The sequence below is a fragment of the Anaerococcus murdochii genome, assembly GCF_019957155.1.
Lineage (GTDB): Bacteria > Bacillota > Clostridia > Tissierellales > Peptoniphilaceae > Anaerococcus > Anaerococcus murdochii.
This window is the reverse complement of sequence record NZ_JAIPME010000002.1, coordinates 1,712,237-1,735,717: the sequence shown is the minus strand read 5'-3', so window position 1 is coordinate 1,735,717 and position 23,481 is coordinate 1,712,237. Positions and strand designations below refer to the sequence as shown.

The following is a 23,481-nucleotide window of genomic DNA, read 5'->3' as shown; positions in this document are numbered from 1 at the left end:
CTCATTTACTCATTATTTTTTCTTTAAATTCTATCATATCATCATACTTATCTGATAGAAATTCTTTATCCTTTAGATACTCTAGGCCCTCAATCTCTGGGAAAATTAGTTTATAAGCTAGAAGTATATGGTTATTAATTCCAAATATATCCTTAACTTCTTTATTAACTGTCCTATCGCCATACTTCCTATCGCCAAGTATAGGAGTGCCGTTTTCCTTTAGTGAGTATCTTATCTGATGGGTCCTACCGGTAATTAACTTACATTCTAAGAAAGAATACCTGTCATTTGTCTCTAAAGCCTTAAAATATGTAAGTATTTCCTTACCATCTTTACTTTTTTTAACCTTGTTCTTATTTTCATTTTTAGAAATGACACTATCAATTTTAAAATCTTGATCTACCCTTCCAGATACTATGGTCAAATAGTATTTATCAATTCTATTTTCTCTTATTGCCTTATTTAAGCTTCTTAGTGTCTTACTATTTTTTGCACCAATTACCAGCCCAGCCGTATTCCTATCGAGCCTATTTACAACAGCAGGCTTAAAGGTCTTATCAGACATATCAAAAGATCTGGTCTTATAAAGGTAAGATAGCATCTTATCAACAAGGTTATTTCCATAGTCAGCCTTACTTGCTGCGTGTGTTAATTCGCCATAGTCTTTATCCATGATGATAATATTATCATCTTCATAGACTATATCCAAATAGAAATCTCCAGGTACAAAATCAATTTTTGTTAGCCATTTGTTGTAATCTTCGTCTGAGATATACATCTTAACTACATCTCCTTCATAGACGAAATCATTATTCTTAGCTCTTTTGTCATTAATTTTAAAATTCTTTTTTCTGATATTTTTTGAAATTACAGAAAGTGGTGCATTCTCAAAGTATTTTCTTAAAAACCTATCGAACCTTTGGTCACTTTGATTTTTGCTTACAATTATTTCTATCATTTTAAAAACTTCTATTTACATAAGAATCTATTAAAGATTCTCTGACTTCTTCGCAAAAAACTTTTTTTTGCCTTAATTTATTTAGTATTTTTTTATTCTTAGAATGAAGTATTAGTTTATTGCAAGATTTTACCTGTATTTCAAATATCTCACCGGTAAGTCTTTTTGATTTTAAGCTTATAAAATAAGATTCAATATCTTCAGGTCCAACCATATCAATTAAAGATTCAGTTGCCAAATCTTTCAGATAATAAAAATTTTCCCTATCATTAATGAGTCTTGTGTGAATTTTTTTCTTCTTCGGTGAATTTTGGCACAAGAAAGCCTTCGCATTAGCAAACTTAGCCATTATATTATAATACTGATAATTATATATAGCTTCATCGAGGTCTCTAATATTAGAAAAAGGCTTTAAGCCCAAATTAATAATAAAGTTATAATTCCTTTTTAAAAACTCATCCTTGTCTATCTTTTTATCAGTTAATAAATCAATAGATTCAATTCTCCATTCTTCAAATAAATTTAATTTTTGCTTTTCTACTATCATAATAAAAAACCGTCTCAAAGAGACGGTTTAAATTAATCCTCTAATTTAAGTTCAATAATTTCTGCTTGACCTGTTTGAGGAACGTCTTCTTTTTTCCAATCTAATCCTAGGTAAATATCTGATTTAGAATATTCTGATAGGGCATTCAATCTTTCAATTAGATCTTTAATATCTTCCTCATTTATATCAACAATATCATATATTCCATCAATATAAATTTTTCCTATATCATAGTCGCGAGCAAGAATTCCAGAAATGAATCCTATTAAAGCTTCCACAGTTCTAATCTTATAGCTTTTTGCATTGATTAACCTAATCTTGTGATCAAGAATTCTTACTTGGCTATCATCAGTATCTACAAATACAATATTTGAATTACCAATTTCTTTTTCGTGGTTTGCTTCTTCTACAAGATATTTTGTTTTTCCAGTTCCTTGTTCTCCTACTACTAAATAAATCATAATTTATCCCCCTTTATTATTTCATAAATTATTTTCTTACTTTTGTCGCCTTGTATTATAGAATTTTCCTCCATGAAAGATACTATTTCATCCCTGATAAGCCACCATGACCTATCCCAGTTACAAAAAATTGTTTCTTCTTGTGGAGCTCTTCCTACAAGTCTTGCTATAGCGCAATCAGAATTTATATGCCTCAAAAATTCAATGACATTTTTTTGATATTCTTCTTTGCTTTTTAATTGTATCTGACCATCAACATACATTTGGCCTAGTTTACTATTCTTAGCTATAAACAAAGAATGAATTTTTACTTCTTTTACATTTAAGGCATTTAATATCCTTGCTGTCTCTATTGTATCACTAATATCATCCCAAGGTAAAGCTAAAATTACATGGGTCGATATCCTGAACCCGTATTTATTTATAAGATTACAGGCTAGAATGAAATCTGAAAGGCTCTCACCTCTATTAAGGATTTTTAAAGTCTTGTAATTTGCTGTCTGAAGCCCAAGCTCTATTGTTATATCAATGCCTGTTTCTTCATGCCATTTATATAAAAATATCAGCTTATCTTCGGTAATACAGTCACTTCTCGTTGCAATAGATATTCCAACTATATAGTCCTTCTCACATTCTCTAATTATTTTTTTGAAATCTTCTAAATTCATATAGGTATTAGAGAAATTTTGAAAATATGCTATAAATTTATTTGCCTTATATTTTTTTGCTATATATTCTTTATTTTTTGATAACTGATTGGTTACTGTCAAACTTGAATCTAAATTTTCAAATGAACCACCAGTTTCTGAACAATATATACAACCTCCATAACCACATGCCCCATCTCTATTAGGACATGTAAGCGGGAGCTTTATTGGCAATTTATAGACTTTTTCCTTGTAGGTTTCCTTATAATAATCACTGACCTTATAATATACTTGGGTCATTATTATTCTTCTGAATTTGCCTCTGCGTCGTATTCATCGATTAGATCATCAATCTTTTCATCTGTCCAGTAATGGCTAAAGATATGGAAGACGTCATCAATTTCATCTTCATCATCAATCATAGTTAATTCTATGTTTTCTTCACCATATATGTCTGTGTACCTAAATAGGTAAATTTCTGAAGATTCTCCAGAAAGTAGAGCGATGTATTCCTTATCATCTACACTGAAGATGTCTATTAAAAGACATTCTTCTTCTGTCTCACCTAGTTGAATAGCTATTACAGCCTTGCCTTCGTTTTTATTAAAAACTACATCATGACCGTGAATATCAAATCTTTCTGTCATAGTTGCTCCTTAATTTCTTTTAGTTTGTCGAATACATTTTCAATTAAAATTATTACCGTTAAGATATCATCTAATTGAGTATAGAAATATTCTTCGTCTTGCTTATATTTTACCCCTAATGAAACCATCTTCACATTTTGATTTTTGAAAACTATTCTAGAATCTAGTGAATATTGGGTCTTAATAACTTCTATTGGCCTATTAAAAAGATTATTATAAGATTCTTCAAAAATTTTTGTAAAGCTTTTATCAGAATTCTTAAAACTTGGAATATATATCTTTTCATCAAGTTCTGACTTTGCTATGCTAGCTGCAAGATTACTTTTCTCAAGCATCTGCCTGATACCCTCTTCAGTTAGAGATCTTAAGACCAAAATCATGTTGATTGAATTTTTCATAGTCCTAGTTGTGGCAAGATTAGAAGATGATATAATCTGATTGTCTAAACTATTAACCGCGAAGCTACCTGATGGACATAATTCAACGAAAGAAGCCAGGTGGTTAAATGATTCAGAAGTTATTGGATTAATATCTTTATTTTCAATCTCTTGGCAAGTGAATTTCATATCAGGTTCATAGCGTAGATTTTTCTCAATTTCTTCGTTTTTATAGATTTCAAAAGCATTTGATAAATCATTTTCATATTCAGAACTAATCACAAAATCTAAATTTGCTGAAGATGGTATATTATCATACCTATCTCCTCCTGTTAAGGAGACCATTTCTAAATCCACTTTTGACTTTAGTCTCCTAAAAAACCCTATAATCATCTTTATAGAATTTTTTCTAACTTTATTTATATTATCACCAGCATGACCACCCATGAGATCACTTAAAGCTAGTCTATAGGTTTTATAAGAAAATTCTGGTTTAAACCTATCAACTGGAACTGTAATTAAAGATAAAAGTAGACTTGAAAATTCATCAGCTACTGCATTAGCCTGTCTTAAATTTAAATTTATTATATTCTTAGTTCTTAATACATCGACTATTTCCCTATAATCTTCAATTTTTGTTTGAATATTACTATAGGATAATAGCACATCAAAAGAGAGCGCGGAATTAGTTAATAGATAATTTATAACTATGGCAGATGAAATTAAGTTAATATTAGCTTTGCTAAAAATGGATTTTCCGTCATTTGATGTTGAAAAATCGAAAGGTATATCCGACGGACTATCAATGTTTAAATGTAGTAAGGCTAATGGATTCTCTCCTTTTTGTATATAAAAGGATTCTTCTAAATCTATTATCTTGTATCCATTTTCACTGGCTGTTTTTAGAATTGTCCCTACTATTGTCGGAAAAGAATCCTCTTCTATTACCTTCGTATTAAAACATTCTATAAATTTTTTGAAATTTGATTTTGTGCTTTCACTTGCCATAAGGCCTGCCTAATAATATTTTTTAACTTCTGCATCCTTTGAGATTTCGTTTAGTTTCTCTAAGTATTTTTCTTGTCTCTTTACCATAAGATATGTTTGATAAACCTGATCTTTTACTTCATCAAAAGCTTTTGCTTCTTCATTTTTTACATCTTCAAGATAAATTAAATGGTATCCAAATTGTGATTTAACAGGTTTTGATATTTCTCCAATCTTTAAGCTATCAAGACCATCTTGAAATTCTTTTACCATAACTCCTTTTGGGAAGGTTCCTAGAGAGCCACCGCTAGCTGCAGATGGATCTTTTGAATATTTCTTTGCCGCTTCCTTAAAGTCCAGCCCATTTTCAATTTCTTTATATACTTCATTTGCCTTATCTAAATCATCTATTAAGATATGACTAGCTGTATAAGTCTTATTTGGGCTTATCACTTCCTTATTTTCATCATAATAAGTTCTAAGGTCATCTTCTGTTGGATTAACACTTTCAAAAATCTTATGCATTGCATAATTTTTAAGCATATTATCCTTGACAAGTTTTAGTTCGTTTTGAAACTCATCATCTGTATCTAGTTTGTTTTTGTAGGCATCGGTAAGAATTATTTCTTGATTTACCATCTCATCAGTTAGGACCTTGATACCTTCTTCATTTTGAAACCTTGCACCGCCTTCAATATTTTGCATAAAAGCGATAACATCATTTCTATATATTTTCTTGCCATTAACTTCTGCTAAAAGTTTATTATTATTCTCCATACTTACCTTTCGTTTAGTTCAATTCTGTTATTAAATATTTTTATATCTTTATTTTTATACAAGCGACCAATAGCTCTTTTAAATGAAGATTTGCTCATAGAAAAATATGAATAAATTTTTTCTGGCGATGAATTATCAGAAACATCGCAAACTCCTCCATTTTGATAGAGGTAGTCTAAAATTTTATCGCTATCGTTATTTATTTCTAAATAAGCTCTTTGTCTAAGAGAAAGTTCAATCTTACCGTCACTTTTTACTTCTTTGACCCTAGCTGTAATTTCTTCACCTTCGATATATACACCTTTTAGTTCCTTAATTCTAATTAATGAATCGTATTTATTGTCAATAACTACGAAGGCTCCAATTGATTTATTTATTGAATAAATCCTACCTTTAACAATGTCATTTTCCTTAAAATTATGATCATTGGTTAAAAGTTCTCTTATCTTGCTAGTTAGGTATAAATATCCGTCTTCTTCCTTAAAGGAAAGAGGATAAACCATATCTTTTAAGATTTTGTAAGTTCTTTCTTCAAATGGTAGGAATGCGTGTCCCCCTTTTATTTCAAAGTAAACACCTTTTTTAGTAACCTCAACGGCCTTTAAATCATAAATCTTACCGGGTTTATAAGGAAGAACTCGACTCGCCCTTAAAACTTCATTTAATTCCTTATATAGATAAGCTTCTACTTTATCATTTTGCCTGTAATCCTTAACCTGGTCCTTATCCATCACAGCATCACCAAGTTTTGTTTTTAAATATGCTTTGTTTTTTGTAAATCTTTTTATAATAAATTCTTTTATAATAATTCTCCTAATCCAATTGGTTGTAGGTAAAGCCCTCACCCAATACTTCTGAGATTGTATATGTAAATACAAAGGCTCTATCATCTATTTGTAAAATATCATCTTTGATTGCAGGAAATGTCCTAACACTTGTTATAGTCATTACAACTTTTTTCTCATTATGAGAATATCCACCCTCAGCTTCAATAAGGGTAACGCCCTTTTCATGCTTATTAACTAGCATCTCATTAATTTCCCTGTACTTATCAGAAATAACCATGATAGATATTTTTCTACCAAATCCTTGCATGAAATAATCAAATCCTATAGATTGAATCATAATCGCAAGGGTGGCATACATGGCAAGATCAATACCTATTATGAAAGCTGATGAAACAACAACCACGAAGTCTGCAAAAAACAAACAGACGTGAAGGGGTACATTAAAGTACTTATTAAATATTGCTGCGATTAGGTCTGTCCCACCTGAAGAAGCTTCATGGTTAAATACTATTGCAAGACCCAAAGAAACTATAGTCGATCCAAATATTATATTTATTATCTTGTCATTGCCTAGACTAACATTTGGAACAATTTTTTCAAACACAAGTATATATGCTGACACTGCTAGGGATGATATGAGAGATTTTTTTGCAAAATCAAAACCTATAAAAACCATACCAGCGATTAAGACTATCACGTTTAATAAGAGGTTGACCATACCCAAATTTATAAATGGTAATCCCTTAGATACTACGAGCGCAAAACCTGATATTCCTCCAGCTGCTATATCTTGGCTAAGTAGAAAAAAATACAATCCTCCTGCTATAAGAAAGGATCCAAACAAAATCCAAAGGTATTTTTTCATACAACCTCCTTATATTATAATAAAATGTTATCATAAAATGGAGATTTATTCAATAAATTGAGCTTTAAAAAGCGGCTAATATAATTACAAATCCCCAAAATCTAACTAAAACTATTATTTATCTTTGTCATCTATTTTAAGGGGAATTGCCATTATAACGCCACCTTTTTTATTCTGCCCATTTTGGTATTAATTCATTGAAATTATCATACATATCAAGTAATGATTCTAACTCATCTTTACTCAAGTATGATGGTGATTTATCTCTTTGATCTATTATGCTATCAAGGATAGTTGTTGCTTGATATAAACTTAAGAGTCGATAAAACTTTCGAGCTGGTTTATTTCCTTCATGATAAGAATATAAAGCAGCTTTTGCAAAATTTGGGTGGGTTATTGCAATTCTATTTATTTCAACAAAATCAACTATTCCATCACCATATTCAAGTTTTTTTATACCTCTTAAATCTAAATATTTTTCCTTAAATATCCTAATGTTTTTATCACTAATATCTTTATATAAAAGGTTTATTGCAGTATTTTCGGTCAAATGCCTATTAGAATTAATAAAATCTACCAACATATAATCATCATCACCTATCTCACTTAAACCATGTCTATAAAATATTTGATTTGACTTTAGAAGAAAGGCTTTGTGCCAATCTATCTTATCGGTAGGCTTTATTCCATGAAGCTTTCTAAGTGCAATGCCAAATTCTTTTCCAATTTTTTCTTCCTCATCTAAACTTGCTTTGTCTAGAAAATCTTTTAATGATATCTCGTTTCTGTATTCATAAACTTTAAAAGATTTTTCTATATCAGGCATCAAACCTTTTTCATAGATCTTAAGAGGATCTAGGCCTGCGTGCTCCAAAACCTCGTTGACGAAAGATTCATTTTCTATATTGTCAAATTGGTCAAGGTCATAAAGGGCAAAGACATAAGATATTCCATCTTTGTCTACCCTATATTTGCTTGATCCAATTTTCTCAATTCTATCAAAATCACCAAGATTATTAAAAATATTAGTATGTCCTAGGATATTTCTAATATCACTAGTCATTTTTATCCCTTATTTATTATGTTCTTTAACTAATTCTTCTACTTCGGAAGCAAGTTCTAAATCTATGGCTTTATCTGCAAAGATTTTTTCTTCTGCTTGGCTTGATTTTAAAATTGTGTCTTTAATTTCTGCTATTTTTGCAGATGAGCCTGAAAATTCATCCAATCCTAAACCAAGTAAAAGTTTTGTTGCTTCTGTATCAGCTGCAAAGGCTCCACACATACCTGTCCATTTACCAGCCTGGTGAGATACATCAATTACATGTTTAATAGCTCTAAGAACCGCTGGGTTATAGTTTGAGTACATATGAGCTATATTCTCATTTCCTCTATCTACCGCAAGGGTATATTGGGTTAAGTCATTAGTTCCTATTGAGAAAAAGTCAGCGTATTTAATAAATTTATCTGCCATTATTATTGAAGCAGAGGTTTCAACCATTATTCCTACATCAAGGTCTTTGTTATATTCTATTCCTTCCTTATCAAGATCTTTTTTGATGTCTTCAATTAATTCGATTGATTTCTTTAACTCATCAATATTTACTACGAAAGGAATCATTATCTTTAGATTACCAAAAGCTGATGCTCTTACTAAGGCTCTTAATTGGGTTCTAAATATATCTTCCTTATCTAAGCATAAACGAATCGCTCTGTAACCTAGGAATGGATTTTCTTCTACAGGGAATTTGAAATAATCAAGTCCCTTATCCCCTCCAATATCAAGAGTTCTTATGATAAGAGGTTTTTCTCCAAGCATCTCAGTTGCCTCTTTGTAGACTTCAAACTGAACTTCTTCGCTTGGGAATTCTGAACTTTCCATGTATAAAAATTCAGTTCTAAATAGGCCTACACCATCACATCCGTTTTCTATAGCTAATTTAAGATCTTCAATATTTCCGATATTTGCTGAAACTTCGATTTTTTTGCCATCGGTAGTTATAGCTTCCATATCCTTGACATTTTTAAGTCTTTCTTTCTTCTCTTTTTGTTCAAGAATCAATTTTTCGTATTTTTCAATTTCTTCTTGGCTAGGATTAATGATTAGAACTCCTTCGTACCCATCAATAATTGCTTTTTCTCCGCCTTTTAGCTTAGTAGAAACATTTGCCATACCAACTAGGGCAGGCATATCTAAAGTTTGGGCAATTATAGAAGTATGACTTGTCTTACCACCTAAATCTGTTGCAAAGCCAACAACTGCTTCTTTATCCATATTTGCTGTATCAGATGGTGTTAGTTCTTTAGAAATGATTATGCTCCCCTTATCAAGATTAGATAAATCTTTTGGTTTAATTCCCTTTAATTTATACATAACTTGGAAGCCAATATCTTGATAGTCACTTGCACGTTCTTTTAGATATTCATCATCAAGGGCACTCATGATTTCAACCATTTCTCTAACGGTCTCATCTAAAGCAAGTTCACTATTTTTATTTTCGTTTTTTATCTTCCCTTCAATTGTGTCAGAAAAATATGGGTCTTGGAGTAATTCTTTATGGGCATTTGCTATATTTTGTTGGGCTTCTGTTGGGTTATCGAGATTGCTTAAATCTTCAAAATAAGCGTTGATAGCTTCTTTTACTTTCTGATATTCTCCATCAGCTTGTTCTTGCGAGATTTTTGCTTGGTTGACATCAATTTTTTCTCTTGTAAATAAATAAATGTTACCAATAGCATAACCAGTACTAGCTTTAATTCCTTCGTATCTTTCAGTCATATAACCTATTCTCCTTATATTTATATTTTAAAAAAAGGATACTTTAAAAGTATCCTTTATAGACTTGATTTTATTCAGCTAAATTCTCAACAAATTCTACTAATTCGTCAGCAAATTTTTCTTCATCATCGCCTTCTACGATTAGTTTAATTTCAGTTCCTTTAGCTATTCCAAGGCTCATAACATTGAAGATGCTCTTTGCATTAGCTTCTTTCTCATCTTTTATAATTGTAACTTCACCTGGATAGTTTTTTACGAATTGTACTAATGATGCTGCTGGTCTAGCGTGTAAACCTGTCTCATTTGTAACAACTACTGTTCTTTCTGCCATAAAATCCTCCTAAATTGATTTTTATTTATAGTTATATTTTACTATTTTTAAAAAAATTAACAATACTTTAACTAATAACTTTGGTTGATTCCCTTTTGTTTATTTGAGCATCAATGATCCAATCATCTTCTAAAATATCTGATTCCTTCTTGATTCTTTTAATTAATGCTCTTATAGAAATTGCACCTATATCATAATATGGAATAGAAACTGTGGTTAATTTTGGTCTGTATATGCTGGCAACTTTGTTATCACCAAATCCTACAACAGATAGGTCATCAGGGACTTTAATTCCGTGGTCAACACAATAGTTCATAAAACCAATTGCCATCTCATCATTCACACAGGCAACTGCGCTAATATTTTTTTCCTTAATAATTTTTACAGCTTCACCTGCATTTGAATATCCATCGTCGCTTGACATTCCATCTATTCTTAAGATATAAGAATTATCCTTACCTACAGCCTTTTCATAACCATTTATCATAGACTCATTGATTACGTTTTGATCTTTACCTGCAAGCAATAATATGTTTTTATGACCTGCTTCTGTTAGACTAGATATAAGTTTATATTCCTCAGTCTCATAATCAACTTTAACAGTTTTTATGTTTTTATAGTTATGATACTTATCTAAGATTACAAAAGGTATTCTTGTTTCTCTAAGTTTTACAAGTATTTCTGTAGATATATCTTCAGTAATAATTACTAAGCCCTCAACTTGTTTGGTTGCTAAAAAGTCTATAGAGTTTTCGACTTGTTTATCTTCGCCATAAGAGCTTGTAAGCAAGATATCATATTTGTATACCCTACCTATTTCTTCTATGCCCCTTATTAGTTGAGCCATGTATTCAATTCCAATATCCTTAACAATTACACCTACAAGGTTTGATTTTCTCATTACTAAGGATCTAGCTAATTCATTTGGTTTAAAGTCAAGCTTATTAATTGCATCTACTACTTTTCTTCTTGCTTCTGGACTAACAGGTTTTGAATTGTTCATAACCCTAGAAACCGTAGATATAGATACGCCTGCAAGCTTAGCTACGTCTTTGATTGTTGGCTGTCCCATATTTCCTCCATTATAGAAAAGACCATCATTTAGATGGTCTTAGTTTAACCTGCAATTACGTTTTTTACGATATCTATTACATCTATAATTAAAGATGAATAGTCAGTAATTGATGCAACTCCAGCTCCAAAAGTATCTACACTATCAACAGCTGTTATTCCAACATAATTAACTGTATCTTTAACATCATCAGCTATAGAATTAACACTTGTCATAGTATCATTTACTTTTGCTATTGCCATCTTTAAGTTAGGATCTGTAACTACACTATTAACATTTTCAACAAGGTTTGTCGCCTCATTTGTTAGATGTGGTAATTTAGTAATCACGTTATCAATATTACTTGAATTCTTATTAAGAACCTCTTGAACGCTTCCCAACAATTTATTCACCTTAACTAAAACTAGTACTAAAAATATTAGAGCTAGTATAGCTAAGACGCTCATAATTATATTGCCTAGAAGATTAAAATCTATAGTTATACTCATTTATATCTCCTTGACTAAATATTTTTATGTTTTACTTTTAAATCGTTCTCTTTTACCTTTTCTTTTGTTTCTTTAGCTTCATCTTTTATTTCTTTTGCGCCTTCTTCTACATCTTCTTTGGTATCTTTTACTTCTTTTGAGATTTCTTCTTTCTTCTCATCAGCAACCTTAGAAATTTCTCCAGCACTTTCTTTAACTATTTCTTTTACGTCTTTTGCTCCATCAGCAAGAGAATCTTTTACCTCTTTAGAGGCTTCTTTTATTTGTCTACCTGTATCTTTTGCAACTTCTGCGCCATATTCAATACCATCTTTAATTGGTTGAAGATCTGTATAAGCTCTATATTTTAAATCTTCATAACCATCTTTTGCTTGATCGATTACGTCGTAAGTTGTATCTCTAACAGTATCTACTGTATCATTAAAAGCTTCTTTTAAATCTTCTCTAGTTTGTTTGCCAGATTTTGGGGCAAATAAAATGCCTGCAGCTGCACCTACAAGTGCACCTACTAAAAGACCTTGGCCTCTCATTCTTGAGTCATGATTTTTAGCTTTCCATATTTCGTATTTAATTTCTCTTTGTTTAGCTTTTGCTTTGCTTTCAATATAATCTTGTAATGACATAAATTATTCTCCTTTATTTTAGTCTTACTAATTATTACCCAAAAATAATATTTTAAAACTTAATATTATCCTAAGGGGTCCTTAACTTAAGACCTTCCCGTATGTGAAGGTGGGCAAGCTGTCTAAAATCTCTGACTTCCACTCTAAGGAGGCTTGTCATCAAAGTTAGAACTCCGCAATCCCTTATAAAGTTTGTAGGTTTAAATTGGACCTTACCTTAGGATAATTTAATTATAATATATTTCTATAAATTTTGCAAGATAAATCTTTTCACAATTTAATTAAAAAGGGCTTAAAATCATGGAAATCCTCAAGGATAATACTTTCCTGACTTAAAAATTCTATAAATTGCAAATAATATGAATGTAGGAGAAATCTTTCAAATTGATATTCTGAACCATATAGAAGGTCACCTATTATTGGATATTTCAAATTTGAAAGACTAGCTCTGATTTGGTGGGTTTTTCCTGTCTTTATATCACATTCAATTATAGAATATTTTCCCCCTACTTCTATGGACTTAAAATATGTAATGGCTTCCTTACCATCATTATTTTCTCTATAGGACTTGCTTGACTCATCATAGGCAAGCCTAATTTTATAGAGCTTATCTATATTTAATTCACCTTTAATATATGCAAGATATTTTTTTGTTATCTTATTTTCTTCTAGTTGTTTTTGATAATAAGCCTGAGCGTACTTATTCTTTGCAACCATCATAAGACCCGAAGTATTCATATCAAGTCTTGAAATCAACCTAATTTTTGCTTTTATATTATTTTCTTTGAAATAATACGCCAAATAATTTGCTAGACTTACTTGATTATTAGAGTTTACAGTAAGTCCACTAGGCTTATTAACTACAAGCAGATTATCGTCCTCATAAACAATCTTTAAATCACCTTCAATAGGTTTGTAGTCTAAGTTTTCATCTTCTATAAATATTTTTATAGTATCTCCTTCTTTAAGAGAAATATTTTTGAATGTTGGTTCGTCATTGACAAATATTCCTCCCTTAATGAGTTCTTGATAAGCTCTCATAGATATTGATTTTTCTTTTAGGAACTTTTTTAAAGATATTTTCTTAGAATTTTTAAATTTTATATATTTCATACTTACTCCTATGATATAATATAAGCGAGAGGATATGATATGACAAATATAATTAATATTTTTAAAAACAAATCTAGGTATACAAACACAATCTTTCAGAGAACAAAAAAAATATTAGAGTCCAACGGTTATCAAATTAGCGCAGATTTTAACCCCAACGCTTTTTTAAATCTTGTAATAGGAGGTGACGGTACCTTCTTAAATGCAGTTCATCTTTCAAATTTTTCTTCTATCCCCTTCATAGGAATAAACACTGGTCACCTCGGATTCTACCAAGAAATTGAGGTAGACATGCTAGAAGAATTTGTAGATGCTCTAAAAAAACATCAATACAAAGTTGAAGAACTAACAGTTCTTCAATCAAAAATTAACAACAAGAGTATAAATGCAATCAATGAAGTAGTTGTTAAATCTAAGAAAAACCAAATTATTAGACTAAAAGTTTTTATAGACGGCAATTTTATTGAGGCTTATTCTGGAGACGGTCTGATAATTTCTACTCCACACGGATCTACTGCTTACAATTTATCAGCAAATGGAGCTATTTTGCACCAATCACTCAATGGTTTTCAGCTAACTCCAATTGCTCCTGTATATTCAAATTTAAACAAGTCACTAAAGTGTCCTGTTGTACTTCCAAATGATGCGACAGTTGAAATATCTGTTTCAAAGAGAGATAACTACCATACAATTTTTATTTTTGATGGCAGAGAATTCTATACTAAAGATTTCAAAATTAGCATAGGTGTTTCCCCAAATAAAATAAATAAGCTTATTCTTAATAAAAACCATTACTGGACTAATATCAAAAATAAGCTTATGTGATTAGTTAAATGATATTGTATTAAAAATATCCCTAACTATATTTCTTGCTAAAGGCGCAGCCACTTCACCACCTGTGCCTTGGCTATCTTCTATTACCATAGCAAAGGCTATCTTTGGCTCATAAGCTGGAGCAAATCCAACAAACCAAGCATCAACATTTCCATCAGCCTTATCGGCTGTTCCTGTTTTTCCGGCTAGTTGTACCCAATTTAGATAAGCATTAGTTCCGGTTCCTGAATTAACTACTTCAACCATCATATCTCTAATTGTATTTGCAGTATCTTCACTTGTTGCCTTTGATAAAATTTCGTTTTCTGCCTCATAAACAACATCTTTTTCTTTGTTTGTAATCTTATCTACAAGTCTAGGCTTCATCATAACACCATTATTGGCAATGGCGGATGTAATCATCGCCATATGAAGTGGTGTCATCTGTGTCTTACCATAACCAAATCCCGTCATCGCTAGATCCGCTTCATTTAAGTCCTTGAAAGGAATAACTGAGCTATTTTTATCTAAGTCAAATTTATAGTCTTTATTGAAAACAAATTTTTCACTTGTCCTAGCAAGCTTATCTTTGCCTAAATTAACAGCTTTGTTTGCAAAATAAGTATTTGCAGAGTTTACAAATGCCGATCTTAGGTCAAGATTACCAAAAATTTGATCATCATAGTTTTTTATTTCATAACCTTGAATAACTTCACTTCCTTTATCATTATAAAATGTATCTATCTTATTATCTAAAATTGATGCAGAAGTTATTATTTTAAAGGTTGAACCCGGTCTATACATACCAAGTGTTGCCCTATTGACTAGCCTACCATCTGTTGTTTGGATTAGATTATTCCAATCATTGTCTAAAGTATTCGGGTTAAAACTTGGTGTTGAAACCATTGCTAGAATTTGACCAGTACTTGGATTCATAATAACACAAGAACCCTTGTAGGCACTTAAGTAATTATAGACTATATTTTGAATATTTTGATCCAAACTTAAATGGAGATCATTTCCTGTATCGTTTTTGACAACCATTTTTCTAAAATTACTAAAATTTTCTCCACTTATTGCAAGGAGTTCTTTATTATAAGATTTTTCAATTCCTGTTTTCCCGTAAGTATTGGAAGAATATCCTGTAACTGGAGCTGAGGCTTCAGGATAATTATAAATCCTTACTTGTTTTCCTGACTCATCTTTCTCGCTATAGGCTAGAACATTTTCGTTTCTATCGTATATACTTCCCCTTTTAACTAAATCCTCATTTAACCAGAGTCTCCTATTATGAGAATTATCTGCCAAAGATTTTGCCTTAAATAATTGGAAATAAACTAAGTATAAAGCTACAAACATAAACAAAAACACAAAAAATACCATTACAAAAACAAGTCTTTTATTTAATGTTGATTTTGTCAGAACCTTAAGTTGGCTATTTTCCTTATATCTCTGTTTTTCTTCAAGCTCCTTGATTTTATCTAAAAGAGTTTTATTATCAGTTCTTTTTTTGTTTGTTTTATTATCTGTCATTTTCGCCTACTTCCTTTATTTCTTCTCCACAATATTGGAGACAGCCAAGAAGGATAAAACCTGCAAGCATGGATGATCCACCCTGGCTAATAAATGGTAGGGTTACACCTGTTAGTGGAATTAATTTTAATACCCCTCCTAAAATTATAAAAGTTTGAAGCGCAAATAAAACCCCTATACAAAAAGCTAAGACAGAATAGAATTTATTTTGTTGAATAAGAGATATTTTTATCGCCCTATAAACGAGAATCATAAATAATAGGACTACTCCTATGCCCATGAAAACACCCATTTCTTCGCAAATAGCAGAGAAAATGAAATCTGATTCCGCCACTGGTATATAATCTGGTCTTCCAAGGCCAATTCCTGTTCCAAAAAGTCCCCCACTTGCTGTTGCAAATAGTGCTTGAGTTATTTGGTATCCAGTAACGTCAATGTCTGACCATGGATCTAGCCAAGTTGCAACCCTTATTCTAACGTGACCAAACAAGAAATATGCAGCTATAGAACCCATTATCATAAAAAACATATTTACAAATATAAGTTTTCTGTCCTTTTCATAAACAAATTGGCTTAAAATTAAAACACCAAAAAATATCAAAGCAGTTCCCAAGTCTTTTTGAAGAAACAAGAATCCTATGAATACATAAATCATGAAGTTCATAAAATACCTGCCAAAGGGCTTAAGACTTATTTGGTTGAAGTTAGTATAAAAACTTGCTATAAAAAATGCTAGGGGCACTTTTATAAACTCTGAAGGTTGGATACTAAATTTATTACCAATTATAATCCAGTTCTTAGCACCCCATAGATAAGTACCAAATACAAGTGTTATAATAAATAAAGCTATTGATATCCCGGCGTAGAATAATATTAATTTATCCCATTTATTACCAATTTTTAATATAAAATAGGTAATAAAAAATAAAATTACTCCAACTAAGTAAAATTGCAGTTGTCTCCTACCTAACTTTGGATCCAGTCTATATATAATGGCAACACCAATTGAAAATAACATATTTACTATTAGTAGCAAAATATTATCAGACTTTGTAAACCTATCTACCAAAAATGAAGTAAGAAGAGTTACTGCCAAAATTGCTAGATAGGTATAAAAATCCATATTTGTTAGATTTTCTATATTGAAAATCATCGCCAAAGACAAAGACAAAAACTCAAAGAAAAATAAAAGCATATTTGCCTTGGCCCTAGTTTTTCTCATTGACTTTTCTAATATATCTATCGATTTATTCATCTCGATCACCTTGGACAAATAAAAACTTAAGAGATCCTATTCTAATAATATCTCCAGATTTTAGTTCTATAGCATCAATGATTTTTTCATCGTTTAAATAAGTACCATTTGCTGATTTTAGGTCTTCGAGAAAATACATACTTTCGTCTTGAAGAATTCTAGCATGGAATTTTGATAAATACTTATCATTAATACTTATAGTATTTCTTGCATCTCTACCAATAGTGTTATCTTCTCCCAAAAAGTAATATTCTTGAACCATAAAGGAAAAACCATCGTTCAAATTTATTAATTTTAAATAAGTATCAGAATCTTGTTCTTTTTTAAGTGTAGTTCTAACATCGTAATATATTATTCTAATAATAGAGTAAATAAAATAAAAAACTACAAAAACAAATATATACTTTAATATTGTTGATAATAATTGATATAAAGTTAAACTTCCAAAAACATTTATTGAAAATACTTTATCAATAAGATTAAAAAATTTTTCCATATATTTAATACTCCTTGGCTATATATTATGATATTTTAAGCCTAAATTCAAGTTTTTAAGAAAAAAACCTCAGAGTTTCCCCTGAGGCCTAGAATTATTTTATTTTATAGAGTCAATTACAGCTTCCATGTGCTTAACTATTGAATCTTTCTTATCTTTTGCTTTATCCATAGAATCAGCAATGGCATTTACATAAATCTTAATCTTTGGCTCTGTACCTGAAGGTCTTAATGTTACCCAAGAATCATCTCCAAAGTAATATTTCAATACATTTGATTTTGGAAGTCCAGTATCATCATTTTGATAGTCAATAACTTTAACTACCTTATCGCCATTAAATTCTTTGATAGGATTTGTTCTTACTTCAGTCATAATCCTTCCAATTCTTTCTTGGCCATCTACACCTTCGAGAACTATTGATATAACTTCGTTAGAATAATATCCATGCTCATCATAGATTTCTCCTATTACATCTATTAAGCTCTTGCCCTTAGCTTTGTAATATGCAGCCATTTCTGTAATCATCATAGCAGCATTTACAGAATCTTTATCTCTTACAAAATCTTTGTAATTATATCCAATTGATTCTTCAAAACCAAACACAAACTTGCCTGAATTTTCTCTTTCAAGCTCATTTGCCTTATCATAGATATTCTTAAATCCTGTTAGAACATCGAATTTTTGAACATCATACTTAGCAGCAATTGGAGCGATTAAATCTGTAGTTACAATTGACTTAACAACTGCAGCCTTATCTGGAAGCTCTCCCTTATCTTTTAGACCTGATAAAATATATTGGGTTAATAGGGTACCTATTAAGTTGCCTGTTAGAAACTGATACTCCCCATTTTTATCCTTAACTTCTACAGCACACCTATCAGCGTCAGGGTCTGTTGCTAGAAGAAGGTCTGCTCCGACTTTCTTTCCTAATTCTTCTGAATATTTGAAAGCCTTTGGATCTTCAGGGTTTGGATATCCAACAGTTGTAAAATCTGGATCTGGATTTTCTTGTTCTTTAACAACATGTATATTTGTAAATCCTCTCTCGTCGAGAATTCTTCTAACTAGTTTATTTCCTGTACCATTAAGTGGAGAGTAAACTACGCAAATATCCTTGTCAATTCCCTCATCATTAATTGTGCAATCTAGGATTAGAGAAATATATTTATCGATAACTTCATCTGGAACATATTCAATAATTCCATCTTTTAGACCCTCTTCAAAGTCCATTCTTGGGATTTCAAAAAAGTCTGGGTGGTCACCAATATAGGATAAGATCTTGTTGGCAGTCTCATCCATAATTTGGCTGCCTTCTTCATTATAAGCCTTATAACCATTGTATTCTCTTGGGTTGTGTGATGCTGTTACCATTACACCTGCCACACAACCAAGTTCACGAATTGTAAACGAACATACTGGTGTTGGTTCTATGTCCTTATGGATATAAACCTTAATTCCATTTGCAGCAAAAACTTCAGCAGCAATCTTAGAAAACTCTAGAGATTTATGTCTTACGTCATAGGCAATGGCAACGCCACGTTTCTTAGCTTCTTCTCCGCCTTCAGCTATGGTATCTGCAAAACCTTGAGTAGCTTGAGCAACCATATACTTGTTCATCCTATTTGTGCCAGCACCAAGTTTACCCCTAAGGCCTGCTGTACCGAATTTTAATGATTGATAAAACCTATCCTTGATTTCTTCATCGTTGTCTTTAATGGCCTCTAACTCTTTCCTGGTTTCTTCATCAAACCTGTCATCTTCGTACCAAGTATCAAAAATTTTCTTATAATCCATAAGCCTCTCCTATCTTATATACATTTACTGACAAAGATTCTAAGTTAATACCATGACTTATATCTATGCTTATATTATTCATACCCTCTTTGTCAAAAATCTTTTCAATTTTATTATACCCTTCAGAACCAAGATAATTTACTAATTTATCGTGGTCAATGAAGATTTCATGACAATTTACATTTATTAAAACTAAATATTCCTTATTGAGTGTGTATCCTATTAAGCTATTATCAAGACCTTCAATAAAATCAAGTCTATTTTCTATTTCATCATATGATGTATATTTAAAAGCTTCTATAGATTTCCTAAGGGCAATTAAGTCTTTGGTGTAGGTGAAAATTTCTTTATTATTTTCCTTATCTTCCCAATTTATAGCATTTATATAAAGCGGTGACCTATATGAATTTGCATCATTTTTTTTGCTGTGATTAAACTCATTTCCTTCGTAAATAAATGGCTTACCGAAAGATAACATAATGATCCCTAAGGCCAGTTTAACATATGAATTGATATCACTGGTGTCATCAAGTGAAATAGCAAGCTTATCATATAGAATCAAGTTATCGTGGCAATTAAAATAATTTATTGTCTCACTAGCATCGTCTGCAAAACCATCGCCATTACCGATATCTATCGAACCCCTTATTCCAGTTTCAATAGCATGTTTGTTGTTGAATATGCCTTGAATATAACCCTTTCCATATGAATTTACATCACCTTTGATAGCATCCCTGAAATCATCATTAAAAACACCAAATCCATTTGATCTCTGTCTACCCTTCCATATTTGCTGGTCGTAAGCTAGAGGTGAAGATAAGGCCATCCATGGCTCACCATATATAATTATATTTGGGTTGATTTTCTTTAGCTCTTTTATTGCAATCTTTATAGTTTCAAGGTCAATAAGAGCCATTAAGTCAAACCTGAAACCATCAATTTTATATTCCTTTGCCCAATAAACTAAAGAATCTATAATAAGTTTTCTAACAAATGGTTTCTCGCTTGCAAGCTCATTCCCACAGCCTGAACCATTTGAAAAACTCTCATCAGGATTTGTCCTGTGATAATATTTAGGAGCCAGGGTATTTAGGTTTGAATCTATAGTTTTAAAAGTGTGGTTGAAAACTACATCCATAATCACACCTATTCCCCTATCGTGAAAGGCCTTCACCATCTCCTTAGCTTCCCTAACCCTAGATTTTGGATTTAAAGGATTAGTTGAGTAGGAACCTTCTGGGGCAAAATATAATTCAGGATCATAACCCCAATTATAATTATCATCATGGAAAAATCTCGAATGATCTTCATCTACAGAAATAAAGTCATAAATAGGTAAAACTTGTACATGGGTCACACCAAGCTCTTTTATATTATCAAGTCCTGTCTTTACATCCTTGTATCTGGTACCAGCTTCTGCAAGCCCTAAAAACTTACCCCTATTATAAACCCCACTTGACTGGTCAGCAGTATAATTTTTTACACTTAACTCATAAATGATAGCTTCATTTTCCTTAATGTCAGGATGTTTGCTTTCCTTAAATCCTTCTGGATTTGTATCCCCCAAATCAATAACAGCCGAATACATAGAGTTTATCGATGCTGAAACTGCATAAGGATCTGTTACTTCATACTTATCTTCAACAATATAATTATAAAAATATTCGTCGTAGTTTCCCTTTAAACTAACAGTAAATATCCCCATCTCATCCTTTACCATTGGATAGATATCTCTTCTAACTTTTTTATAATCATCCGTTATTACTAGGTCAATCTTATCTCGATTTGGAGCAAATACCTTAAATGTAGTTTCATTTTTAGAATAAGTTGCTCCTAATTTAATTTTTTTTATTTCTTTATAGCTAATATTGTTAACTAAGTTCATTCTCTTTACTAATTACTTCATCCAATCTAAAATTATTTGCCCACAATATATTTTCAATTTGTCTATTAGTCCATTTATAAACATCCAAAAAGTCCTTCTTGATAATTTTACGTGTATCAATTAAATCTTCTAAATCATAAAAACACTTAAAGGAGTCATTATACATCAACAACTGATCGTAAATAGTCTTGAAATTATAAGGAAAATCTTCAAAGGATTCATTTAATAAATTGTCTATAGTGAATTTAACAACCTGCTTATCATAATAAAACTCATTGGCATTATATGTATTATCCTCATATAATTTTTGTACTTGTTTAAAGTCGGCACCAAAAGTATAGAATGAATTTTCCCTAGTAAGATTATCTACAATTCCACCCTTTGAGGATAGAATATTGGACATGTTAAAAATAGCATTTAAAATATTGAAATTCTGATTATCAAGGGTTGGTAGTGTAAGATTTGAATAAACATCAACTGATGGTAATATCACTTTCATTTTCTCAACATTTAAATCCTCTATAAAAACAATTTTAATTTTTTCCCTAATAAATTTATCCTTATCAATCATTTTCTTAAGAGCTATGATAAATTTAATGGTCTCTTTTGCCATGAAATATCCTTCATTGGCTTTACCTGAAAATATATAGGTGGTTGGCGTTAGCATAAGGTTACTATTATATTTTAGCATGTAATACTCATAAGCAATAGCAAGACAATTAAGAATTTGTCTTTTACTTTCATGCATTATAGTTAATTGTATATCAAAAATAGAGTAAGGATTTATGATGTCACCTGTCCTATTTTTGACAATATTTGCGAACGCACTTTTATTATTGTACTTTACTTTGTCTAAATCAAGAATAAAATTTTTATTATTTTTTAGTTTTTTGATTTTTCCAATTTTTTCATTATGATAAGAACTTATGCCGTAGTCTTTAAAAAGATTTGTAAGTCCTATATTTGCAGCCTCAGCATAAAGAATCCTGTCAGTACCATAATTATAATATGAATGGTTAATATCATTTTCTCGAGAATCTGAAATGATTTTTGATAAGTAGTGATATTCTCCTGACAGATATTTATTTATATTCCTAAAAGACACCTTGCCATTCTTTACAAGGCTAATATCTTTAGAGCTTATTTGAAGATTTTTTTGAATCTCAATGATTGCATCCATTATCCCAGGATTTATCCTTCTTATCATGTCTATATCGTAAACTTCGACACTATCATCTGTTATTGAAAAAGCAACATGTTCAAAAACATTTCTTGCCATTTCAACAGCTTTAGTCATATCATAGTCATATTCTTGAGTTAAAATCCTTATGAATTCGATTATTGAAAGGCTTGGATGAATATCATGAGTGTATATTTTTATATTGTTTTCAATTCCTTCAATCTTACCATGTCTTTTATTATGCCTTCTAAATATATCCCTAACTGCAGATACCGAATAAAAATATTCTTGTTTTAACCTAAAAATCTTACCTTCATAGGTAGAATCATCTATATACAAGAACTTATTAATAGAACTGACATTTATATAGTCATCGTAAGCTTTTAAAAAATCTCCTCTAGAAAAATCATCAATATTTATTGCATTAAGTGGTTCAGATTTAAATAGTCTTAAGGTATTTACAAAACCAGCATCATCACTTAATATAGGCATATCATAGGCAATTGATTTATTTTTTCTACCATCAATTTCAAGTAGGTAGGAAAAGGCCTTTTTATGTTCCCAGTTTGATCCTTGTTCCAGCCAAAAATCCGAATATTCGACCTGTCTACCATCAATAATTTTTTGCTTTAGGTTGCCATTTTCATACCTTAAGGCATAGGCAACTGCACGCTTATTTTCATTAGCAAGAGCATTTATTAAGGCTGATGATCCAACTCCAATATCTCCAACGCCTAAGTCAGCTTCCTTTTCACAGGCTAAAATATCAGCGATGTCAAAGCCCATTTCATCAAGAGCTCCTATTATTTCATCCTTTATCTTGAGTCTATGAATATTTCTTTCAATAAACTTTCCAGGTAGGTATTCGAAGGATAAAATATAATAGTCTTTGTCACCACCAAGGGACTTAGATTTCACCCAAGTTTTACCAATAATTTCCATCATATACCTACACAGGCAGTCGTAAACTTCATTTATTCTTGCGTTTTCTATATTTTTAGCATAAAAAGAATACAAAAAACTTTGTATTCTTTTTACGATAAAATCTTTATCATTTTTCATATT

23 protein-coding genes and 1 other RNA gene are annotated in these 23,481 nt (G+C 30.9%); 1 reads left to right on the top strand and 23 read right to left on the bottom strand.

Features of this window, described 5'->3' with window-relative positions; translation table 11 throughout:
* Position 1: 1 nt before the first annotated feature.
* From K8P03_RS08765 to K8P03_RS08690, 17 genes are all read right to left on the bottom strand, one after another.
* A complete protein-coding gene (locus K8P03_RS08765) occupies positions 2 to 958 on the bottom strand; it encodes an RluA family pseudouridine synthase (RefSeq protein WP_223420309.1) in 957 nt (318 codons plus the stop codon).
* Between the two features lies 1 nt (position 959).
* A complete protein-coding gene (locus tag K8P03_RS08760) occupies positions 960 to 1,505 on the bottom strand; it encodes a DUF6648 family protein (protein ID WP_223420308.1) in 546 nt (181 codons plus the stop codon).
* Between the two features lie 32 nt (positions 1,506 to 1,537).
* Positions 1,538 to 1,966 carry an ATP-binding protein gene (locus K8P03_RS08755; RefSeq protein WP_223420307.1) on the bottom strand — a complete coding sequence of 143 codons (429 nt, stop codon included), beginning with the start codon at positions 1,964 to 1,966 and terminating at the stop codon, positions 1,538 to 1,540.
* Positions 1,963 to 2,913 carry a TIGR01212 family radical SAM protein gene (locus K8P03_RS08750; protein ID WP_223420306.1) on the bottom strand — a complete coding sequence of 317 codons (951 nt, stop codon included), beginning with the start codon at positions 2,911 to 2,913 and terminating at the stop codon, positions 1,963 to 1,965. Before K8P03_RS08750 ends, K8P03_RS08755 begins: the two co-directional genes overlap by 4 nt.
* A gap of 2 nt (positions 2,914 to 2,915) precedes the next feature.
* The gene (locus tag K8P03_RS08745; protein WP_223420305.1) at positions 2,916 to 3,260 is read right to left on the bottom strand and encodes a DUF1292 domain-containing protein; all 345 of its coding nucleotides are present in this window, start codon (positions 3,258 to 3,260) and stop codon (positions 2,916 to 2,918) included.
* Positions 3,257 to 4,645 (bottom strand): zinc-binding metallopeptidase family protein, encoded by a 1,389-nt coding sequence (locus tag K8P03_RS08740; protein WP_223420304.1) that lies wholly within the window; start codon positions 4,643 to 4,645, stop codon positions 3,257 to 3,259. Before K8P03_RS08740 ends, K8P03_RS08745 begins: the two co-directional genes overlap by 4 nt.
* A 9-nt stretch (positions 4,646 to 4,654) precedes the next feature.
* Complete coding sequence (locus tag K8P03_RS08735; RefSeq protein ID WP_223420303.1) at positions 4,655 to 5,401, bottom strand: peptidylprolyl isomerase; 747 nt, start codon at positions 5,399 to 5,401, stop codon at positions 4,655 to 4,657.
* A gap of 2 nt (positions 5,402 to 5,403) precedes the next feature.
* A complete protein-coding gene (locus K8P03_RS08730) occupies positions 5,404 to 6,246 on the bottom strand; it encodes a S1 RNA-binding domain-containing protein (RefSeq protein ID WP_223420302.1) in 843 nt (280 codons plus the stop codon).
* A complete protein-coding gene (locus tag K8P03_RS08725; protein WP_223420301.1) occupies positions 6,215 to 7,054 on the bottom strand; it encodes a YitT family protein in 840 nt (279 codons plus the stop codon). Before K8P03_RS08725 ends, K8P03_RS08730 begins: the two co-directional genes overlap by 32 nt.
* Before the next feature lie 169 nt (positions 7,055 to 7,223).
* Complete coding sequence (locus K8P03_RS08720; RefSeq protein WP_223420300.1) at positions 7,224 to 8,117, bottom strand: kanamycin kinase; 894 nt, start codon at positions 8,115 to 8,117, stop codon at positions 7,224 to 7,226.
* Positions 8,118 to 8,126: 9 nt separating this feature from the next.
* Positions 8,127 to 9,833 (bottom strand): phosphoenolpyruvate--protein phosphotransferase, encoded by a 1,707-nt coding sequence (gene ptsP, locus K8P03_RS08715; protein ID WP_223420299.1) that lies wholly within the window; start codon positions 9,831 to 9,833, stop codon positions 8,127 to 8,129.
* A 70-nt stretch (positions 9,834 to 9,903) separates the two neighbouring features.
* Entirely contained in the window at positions 9,904 to 10,164 is a 261-nt protein-coding gene (locus K8P03_RS08710) for an HPr family phosphocarrier protein (RefSeq protein ID WP_209771828.1), read from the bottom strand.
* Positions 10,165 to 10,231: 67 nt separating this feature from the next.
* Positions 10,232 to 11,236 carry a LacI family DNA-binding transcriptional regulator gene (locus K8P03_RS08705; RefSeq protein ID WP_223420298.1) on the bottom strand — a complete coding sequence of 335 codons (1,005 nt, stop codon included), beginning with the start codon at positions 11,234 to 11,236 and terminating at the stop codon, positions 10,232 to 10,234.
* A gap of 44 nt (positions 11,237 to 11,280) precedes the next feature.
* On the bottom strand, positions 11,281 to 11,724 hold the full coding sequence (locus K8P03_RS08700) for a hypothetical protein (protein WP_223420297.1): 444 nt from the start codon (positions 11,722 to 11,724) through the stop codon (positions 11,281 to 11,283).
* 14 nt (positions 11,725 to 11,738) lie between these two features.
* Positions 11,739 to 12,347, bottom strand: coding sequence for a YtxH domain-containing protein (locus tag K8P03_RS08695; protein WP_223420296.1), 609 nt, complete (start codon positions 12,345 to 12,347; stop codon positions 11,739 to 11,741).
* Between the two features lie 63 nt (positions 12,348 to 12,410).
* A non-coding RNA gene (gene ssrS / locus K8P03_RS11330) (6S RNA) lies at positions 12,411 to 12,574 on the bottom strand.
* A gap of 43 nt (positions 12,575 to 12,617) precedes the next feature.
* Complete coding sequence (locus K8P03_RS08690; protein ID WP_223420295.1) at positions 12,618 to 13,460, bottom strand: RluA family pseudouridine synthase; 843 nt, start codon at positions 13,458 to 13,460, stop codon at positions 12,618 to 12,620.
* Between the two features lie 39 nt (positions 13,461 to 13,499).
* Between K8P03_RS08690 and K8P03_RS08685 the strand changes: the two genes are divergently transcribed.
* On the top strand, positions 13,500 to 14,285 hold the full coding sequence (locus K8P03_RS08685) for an NAD(+)/NADH kinase (protein WP_223420294.1): 786 nt from the start codon (positions 13,500 to 13,502) through the stop codon (positions 14,283 to 14,285).
* Here the strand turns inward: K8P03_RS08685 and K8P03_RS08680 are convergent, their stop codons facing one another.
* The 6 genes from K8P03_RS08680 to K8P03_RS08655 all read right to left on the bottom strand — a co-directional run bounded on the left by K8P03_RS08680 (position 14,286) and on the right by K8P03_RS08655 (position 23,478).
* Complete coding sequence (locus K8P03_RS08680; protein WP_223420293.1) at positions 14,286 to 15,806, bottom strand: peptidoglycan D,D-transpeptidase FtsI family protein; 1,521 nt, start codon at positions 15,804 to 15,806, stop codon at positions 14,286 to 14,288.
* Positions 15,796 to 17,061 carry an FtsW/RodA/SpoVE family cell cycle protein gene (locus K8P03_RS08675; RefSeq protein ID WP_223420292.1) on the bottom strand — a complete coding sequence of 422 codons (1,266 nt, stop codon included), beginning with the start codon at positions 17,059 to 17,061 and terminating at the stop codon, positions 15,796 to 15,798. The genes K8P03_RS08680 and K8P03_RS08675 overlap by 11 nt, the downstream gene beginning before the upstream one ends.
* Positions 17,054 to 17,557 (bottom strand): FHA domain-containing protein, encoded by a 504-nt coding sequence (locus tag K8P03_RS08670; RefSeq protein ID WP_223420291.1) that lies wholly within the window; start codon positions 17,555 to 17,557, stop codon positions 17,054 to 17,056. The genes K8P03_RS08675 and K8P03_RS08670 overlap by 8 nt, the downstream gene beginning before the upstream one ends.
* Positions 17,558 to 17,656: 99 nt before the next feature.
* Positions 17,657 to 19,351 (bottom strand): phospho-sugar mutase, encoded by a 1,695-nt coding sequence (locus K8P03_RS08665; RefSeq protein ID WP_223420290.1) that lies wholly within the window; start codon positions 19,349 to 19,351, stop codon positions 17,657 to 17,659.
* Entirely contained in the window at positions 19,341 to 21,236 is a 1,896-nt protein-coding gene (gene pulA / locus K8P03_RS08660; protein ID WP_223420289.1) for a type I pullulanase, read from the bottom strand. Before pulA ends, K8P03_RS08665 begins: the two co-directional genes overlap by 11 nt.
* Positions 21,223 to 23,478, bottom strand: coding sequence for a glycogen/starch/alpha-glucan phosphorylase (locus K8P03_RS08655; RefSeq protein ID WP_223420288.1), 2,256 nt, complete (start codon positions 23,476 to 23,478; stop codon positions 21,223 to 21,225). Before K8P03_RS08655 ends, pulA begins: the two co-directional genes overlap by 14 nt.
* Positions 23,479 to 23,481 lie beyond the last annotated feature (3 nt).

Coding starts and splice junctions, on each gene's coding strand:
- K8P03_RS08725 (WP_223420301.1), bottom strand. CDS start 7,054: ATGAAAAAATACCTTTGGATTTTGTTTGGATCCTTTCTTATAGCAGGA.
- K8P03_RS08690 (WP_223420295.1), bottom strand. CDS start 13,460: ATGAAATATATAAAATTTAAAAATTCTAAGAAAATATCTTTAAAAAAG.
- K8P03_RS08665 (WP_223420290.1), bottom strand. CDS start 19,351: ATGGATTATAAGAAAATTTTTGATACTTGGTACGAAGATGACAGGTTT.
- K8P03_RS08700 (WP_223420297.1), bottom strand. CDS start 11,724: ATGAGTATAACTATAGATTTTAATCTTCTAGGCAATATAATTATGAGC.
- K8P03_RS08675 (WP_223420292.1), bottom strand. CDS start 17,061: ATGAATAAATCGATAGATATATTAGAAAAGTCAATGAGAAAAACTAGG.
- ptsP (WP_223420299.1), bottom strand. CDS start 9,833: ATGACTGAAAGATACGAAGGAATTAAAGCTAGTACTGGTTATGCTATT.
- K8P03_RS08685 (WP_223420294.1), top strand. CDS start 13,500: ATGACAAATATAATTAATATTTTTAAAAACAAATCTAGGTATACAAAC.
- K8P03_RS08705 (WP_223420298.1), bottom strand. CDS start 11,236: ATGGGACAGCCAACAATCAAAGACGTAGCTAAGCTTGCAGGCGTATCT.
- K8P03_RS08670 (WP_223420291.1), bottom strand. CDS start 17,557: ATGGAAAAATTTTTTAATCTTATTGATAAAGTATTTTCAATAAATGTT.
- K8P03_RS08680 (WP_223420293.1), bottom strand. CDS start 15,806: ATGACAGATAATAAAACAAACAAAAAAAGAACTGATAATAAAACTCTT.
- K8P03_RS08760 (WP_223420308.1), bottom strand. CDS start 1,505: ATGATAGTAGAAAAGCAAAAATTAAATTTATTTGAAGAATGGAGAATT.
- K8P03_RS08740 (WP_223420304.1), bottom strand. CDS start 4,645: ATGGCAAGTGAAAGCACAAAATCAAATTTCAAAAAATTTATAGAATGT.
- K8P03_RS08735 (WP_223420303.1), bottom strand. CDS start 5,401: ATGGAGAATAATAATAAACTTTTAGCAGAAGTTAATGGCAAGAAAATA.
- K8P03_RS08750 (WP_223420306.1), bottom strand. CDS start 2,913: ATGACCCAAGTATATTATAAGGTCAGTGATTATTATAAGGAAACCTAC.
- K8P03_RS08695 (WP_223420296.1), bottom strand. CDS start 12,347: ATGTCATTACAAGATTATATTGAAAGCAAAGCAAAAGCTAAACAAAGA.
- K8P03_RS08655 (WP_223420288.1), bottom strand. CDS start 23,478: ATGAAAAATGATAAAGATTTTATCGTAAAAAGAATACAAAGTTTTTTG.
- pulA (WP_223420289.1), bottom strand. CDS start 21,236: ATGAACTTAGTTAACAATATTAGCTATAAAGAAATAAAAAAAATTAAA.
- K8P03_RS08720 (WP_223420300.1), bottom strand. CDS start 8,117: ATGACTAGTGATATTAGAAATATCCTAGGACATACTAATATTTTTAAT.
- K8P03_RS08755 (WP_223420307.1), bottom strand. CDS start 1,966: ATGATTTATTTAGTAGTAGGAGAACAAGGAACTGGAAAAACAAAATAT.
- K8P03_RS08745 (WP_223420305.1), bottom strand. CDS start 3,260: ATGACAGAAAGATTTGATATTCACGGTCATGATGTAGTTTTTAATAAA.
- K8P03_RS08710 (WP_209771828.1), bottom strand. CDS start 10,164: ATGGCAGAAAGAACAGTAGTTGTTACAAATGAGACAGGTTTACACGCT.
- K8P03_RS08765 (WP_223420309.1), bottom strand. CDS start 958: ATGATAGAAATAATTGTAAGCAAAAATCAAAGTGACCAAAGGTTCGAT.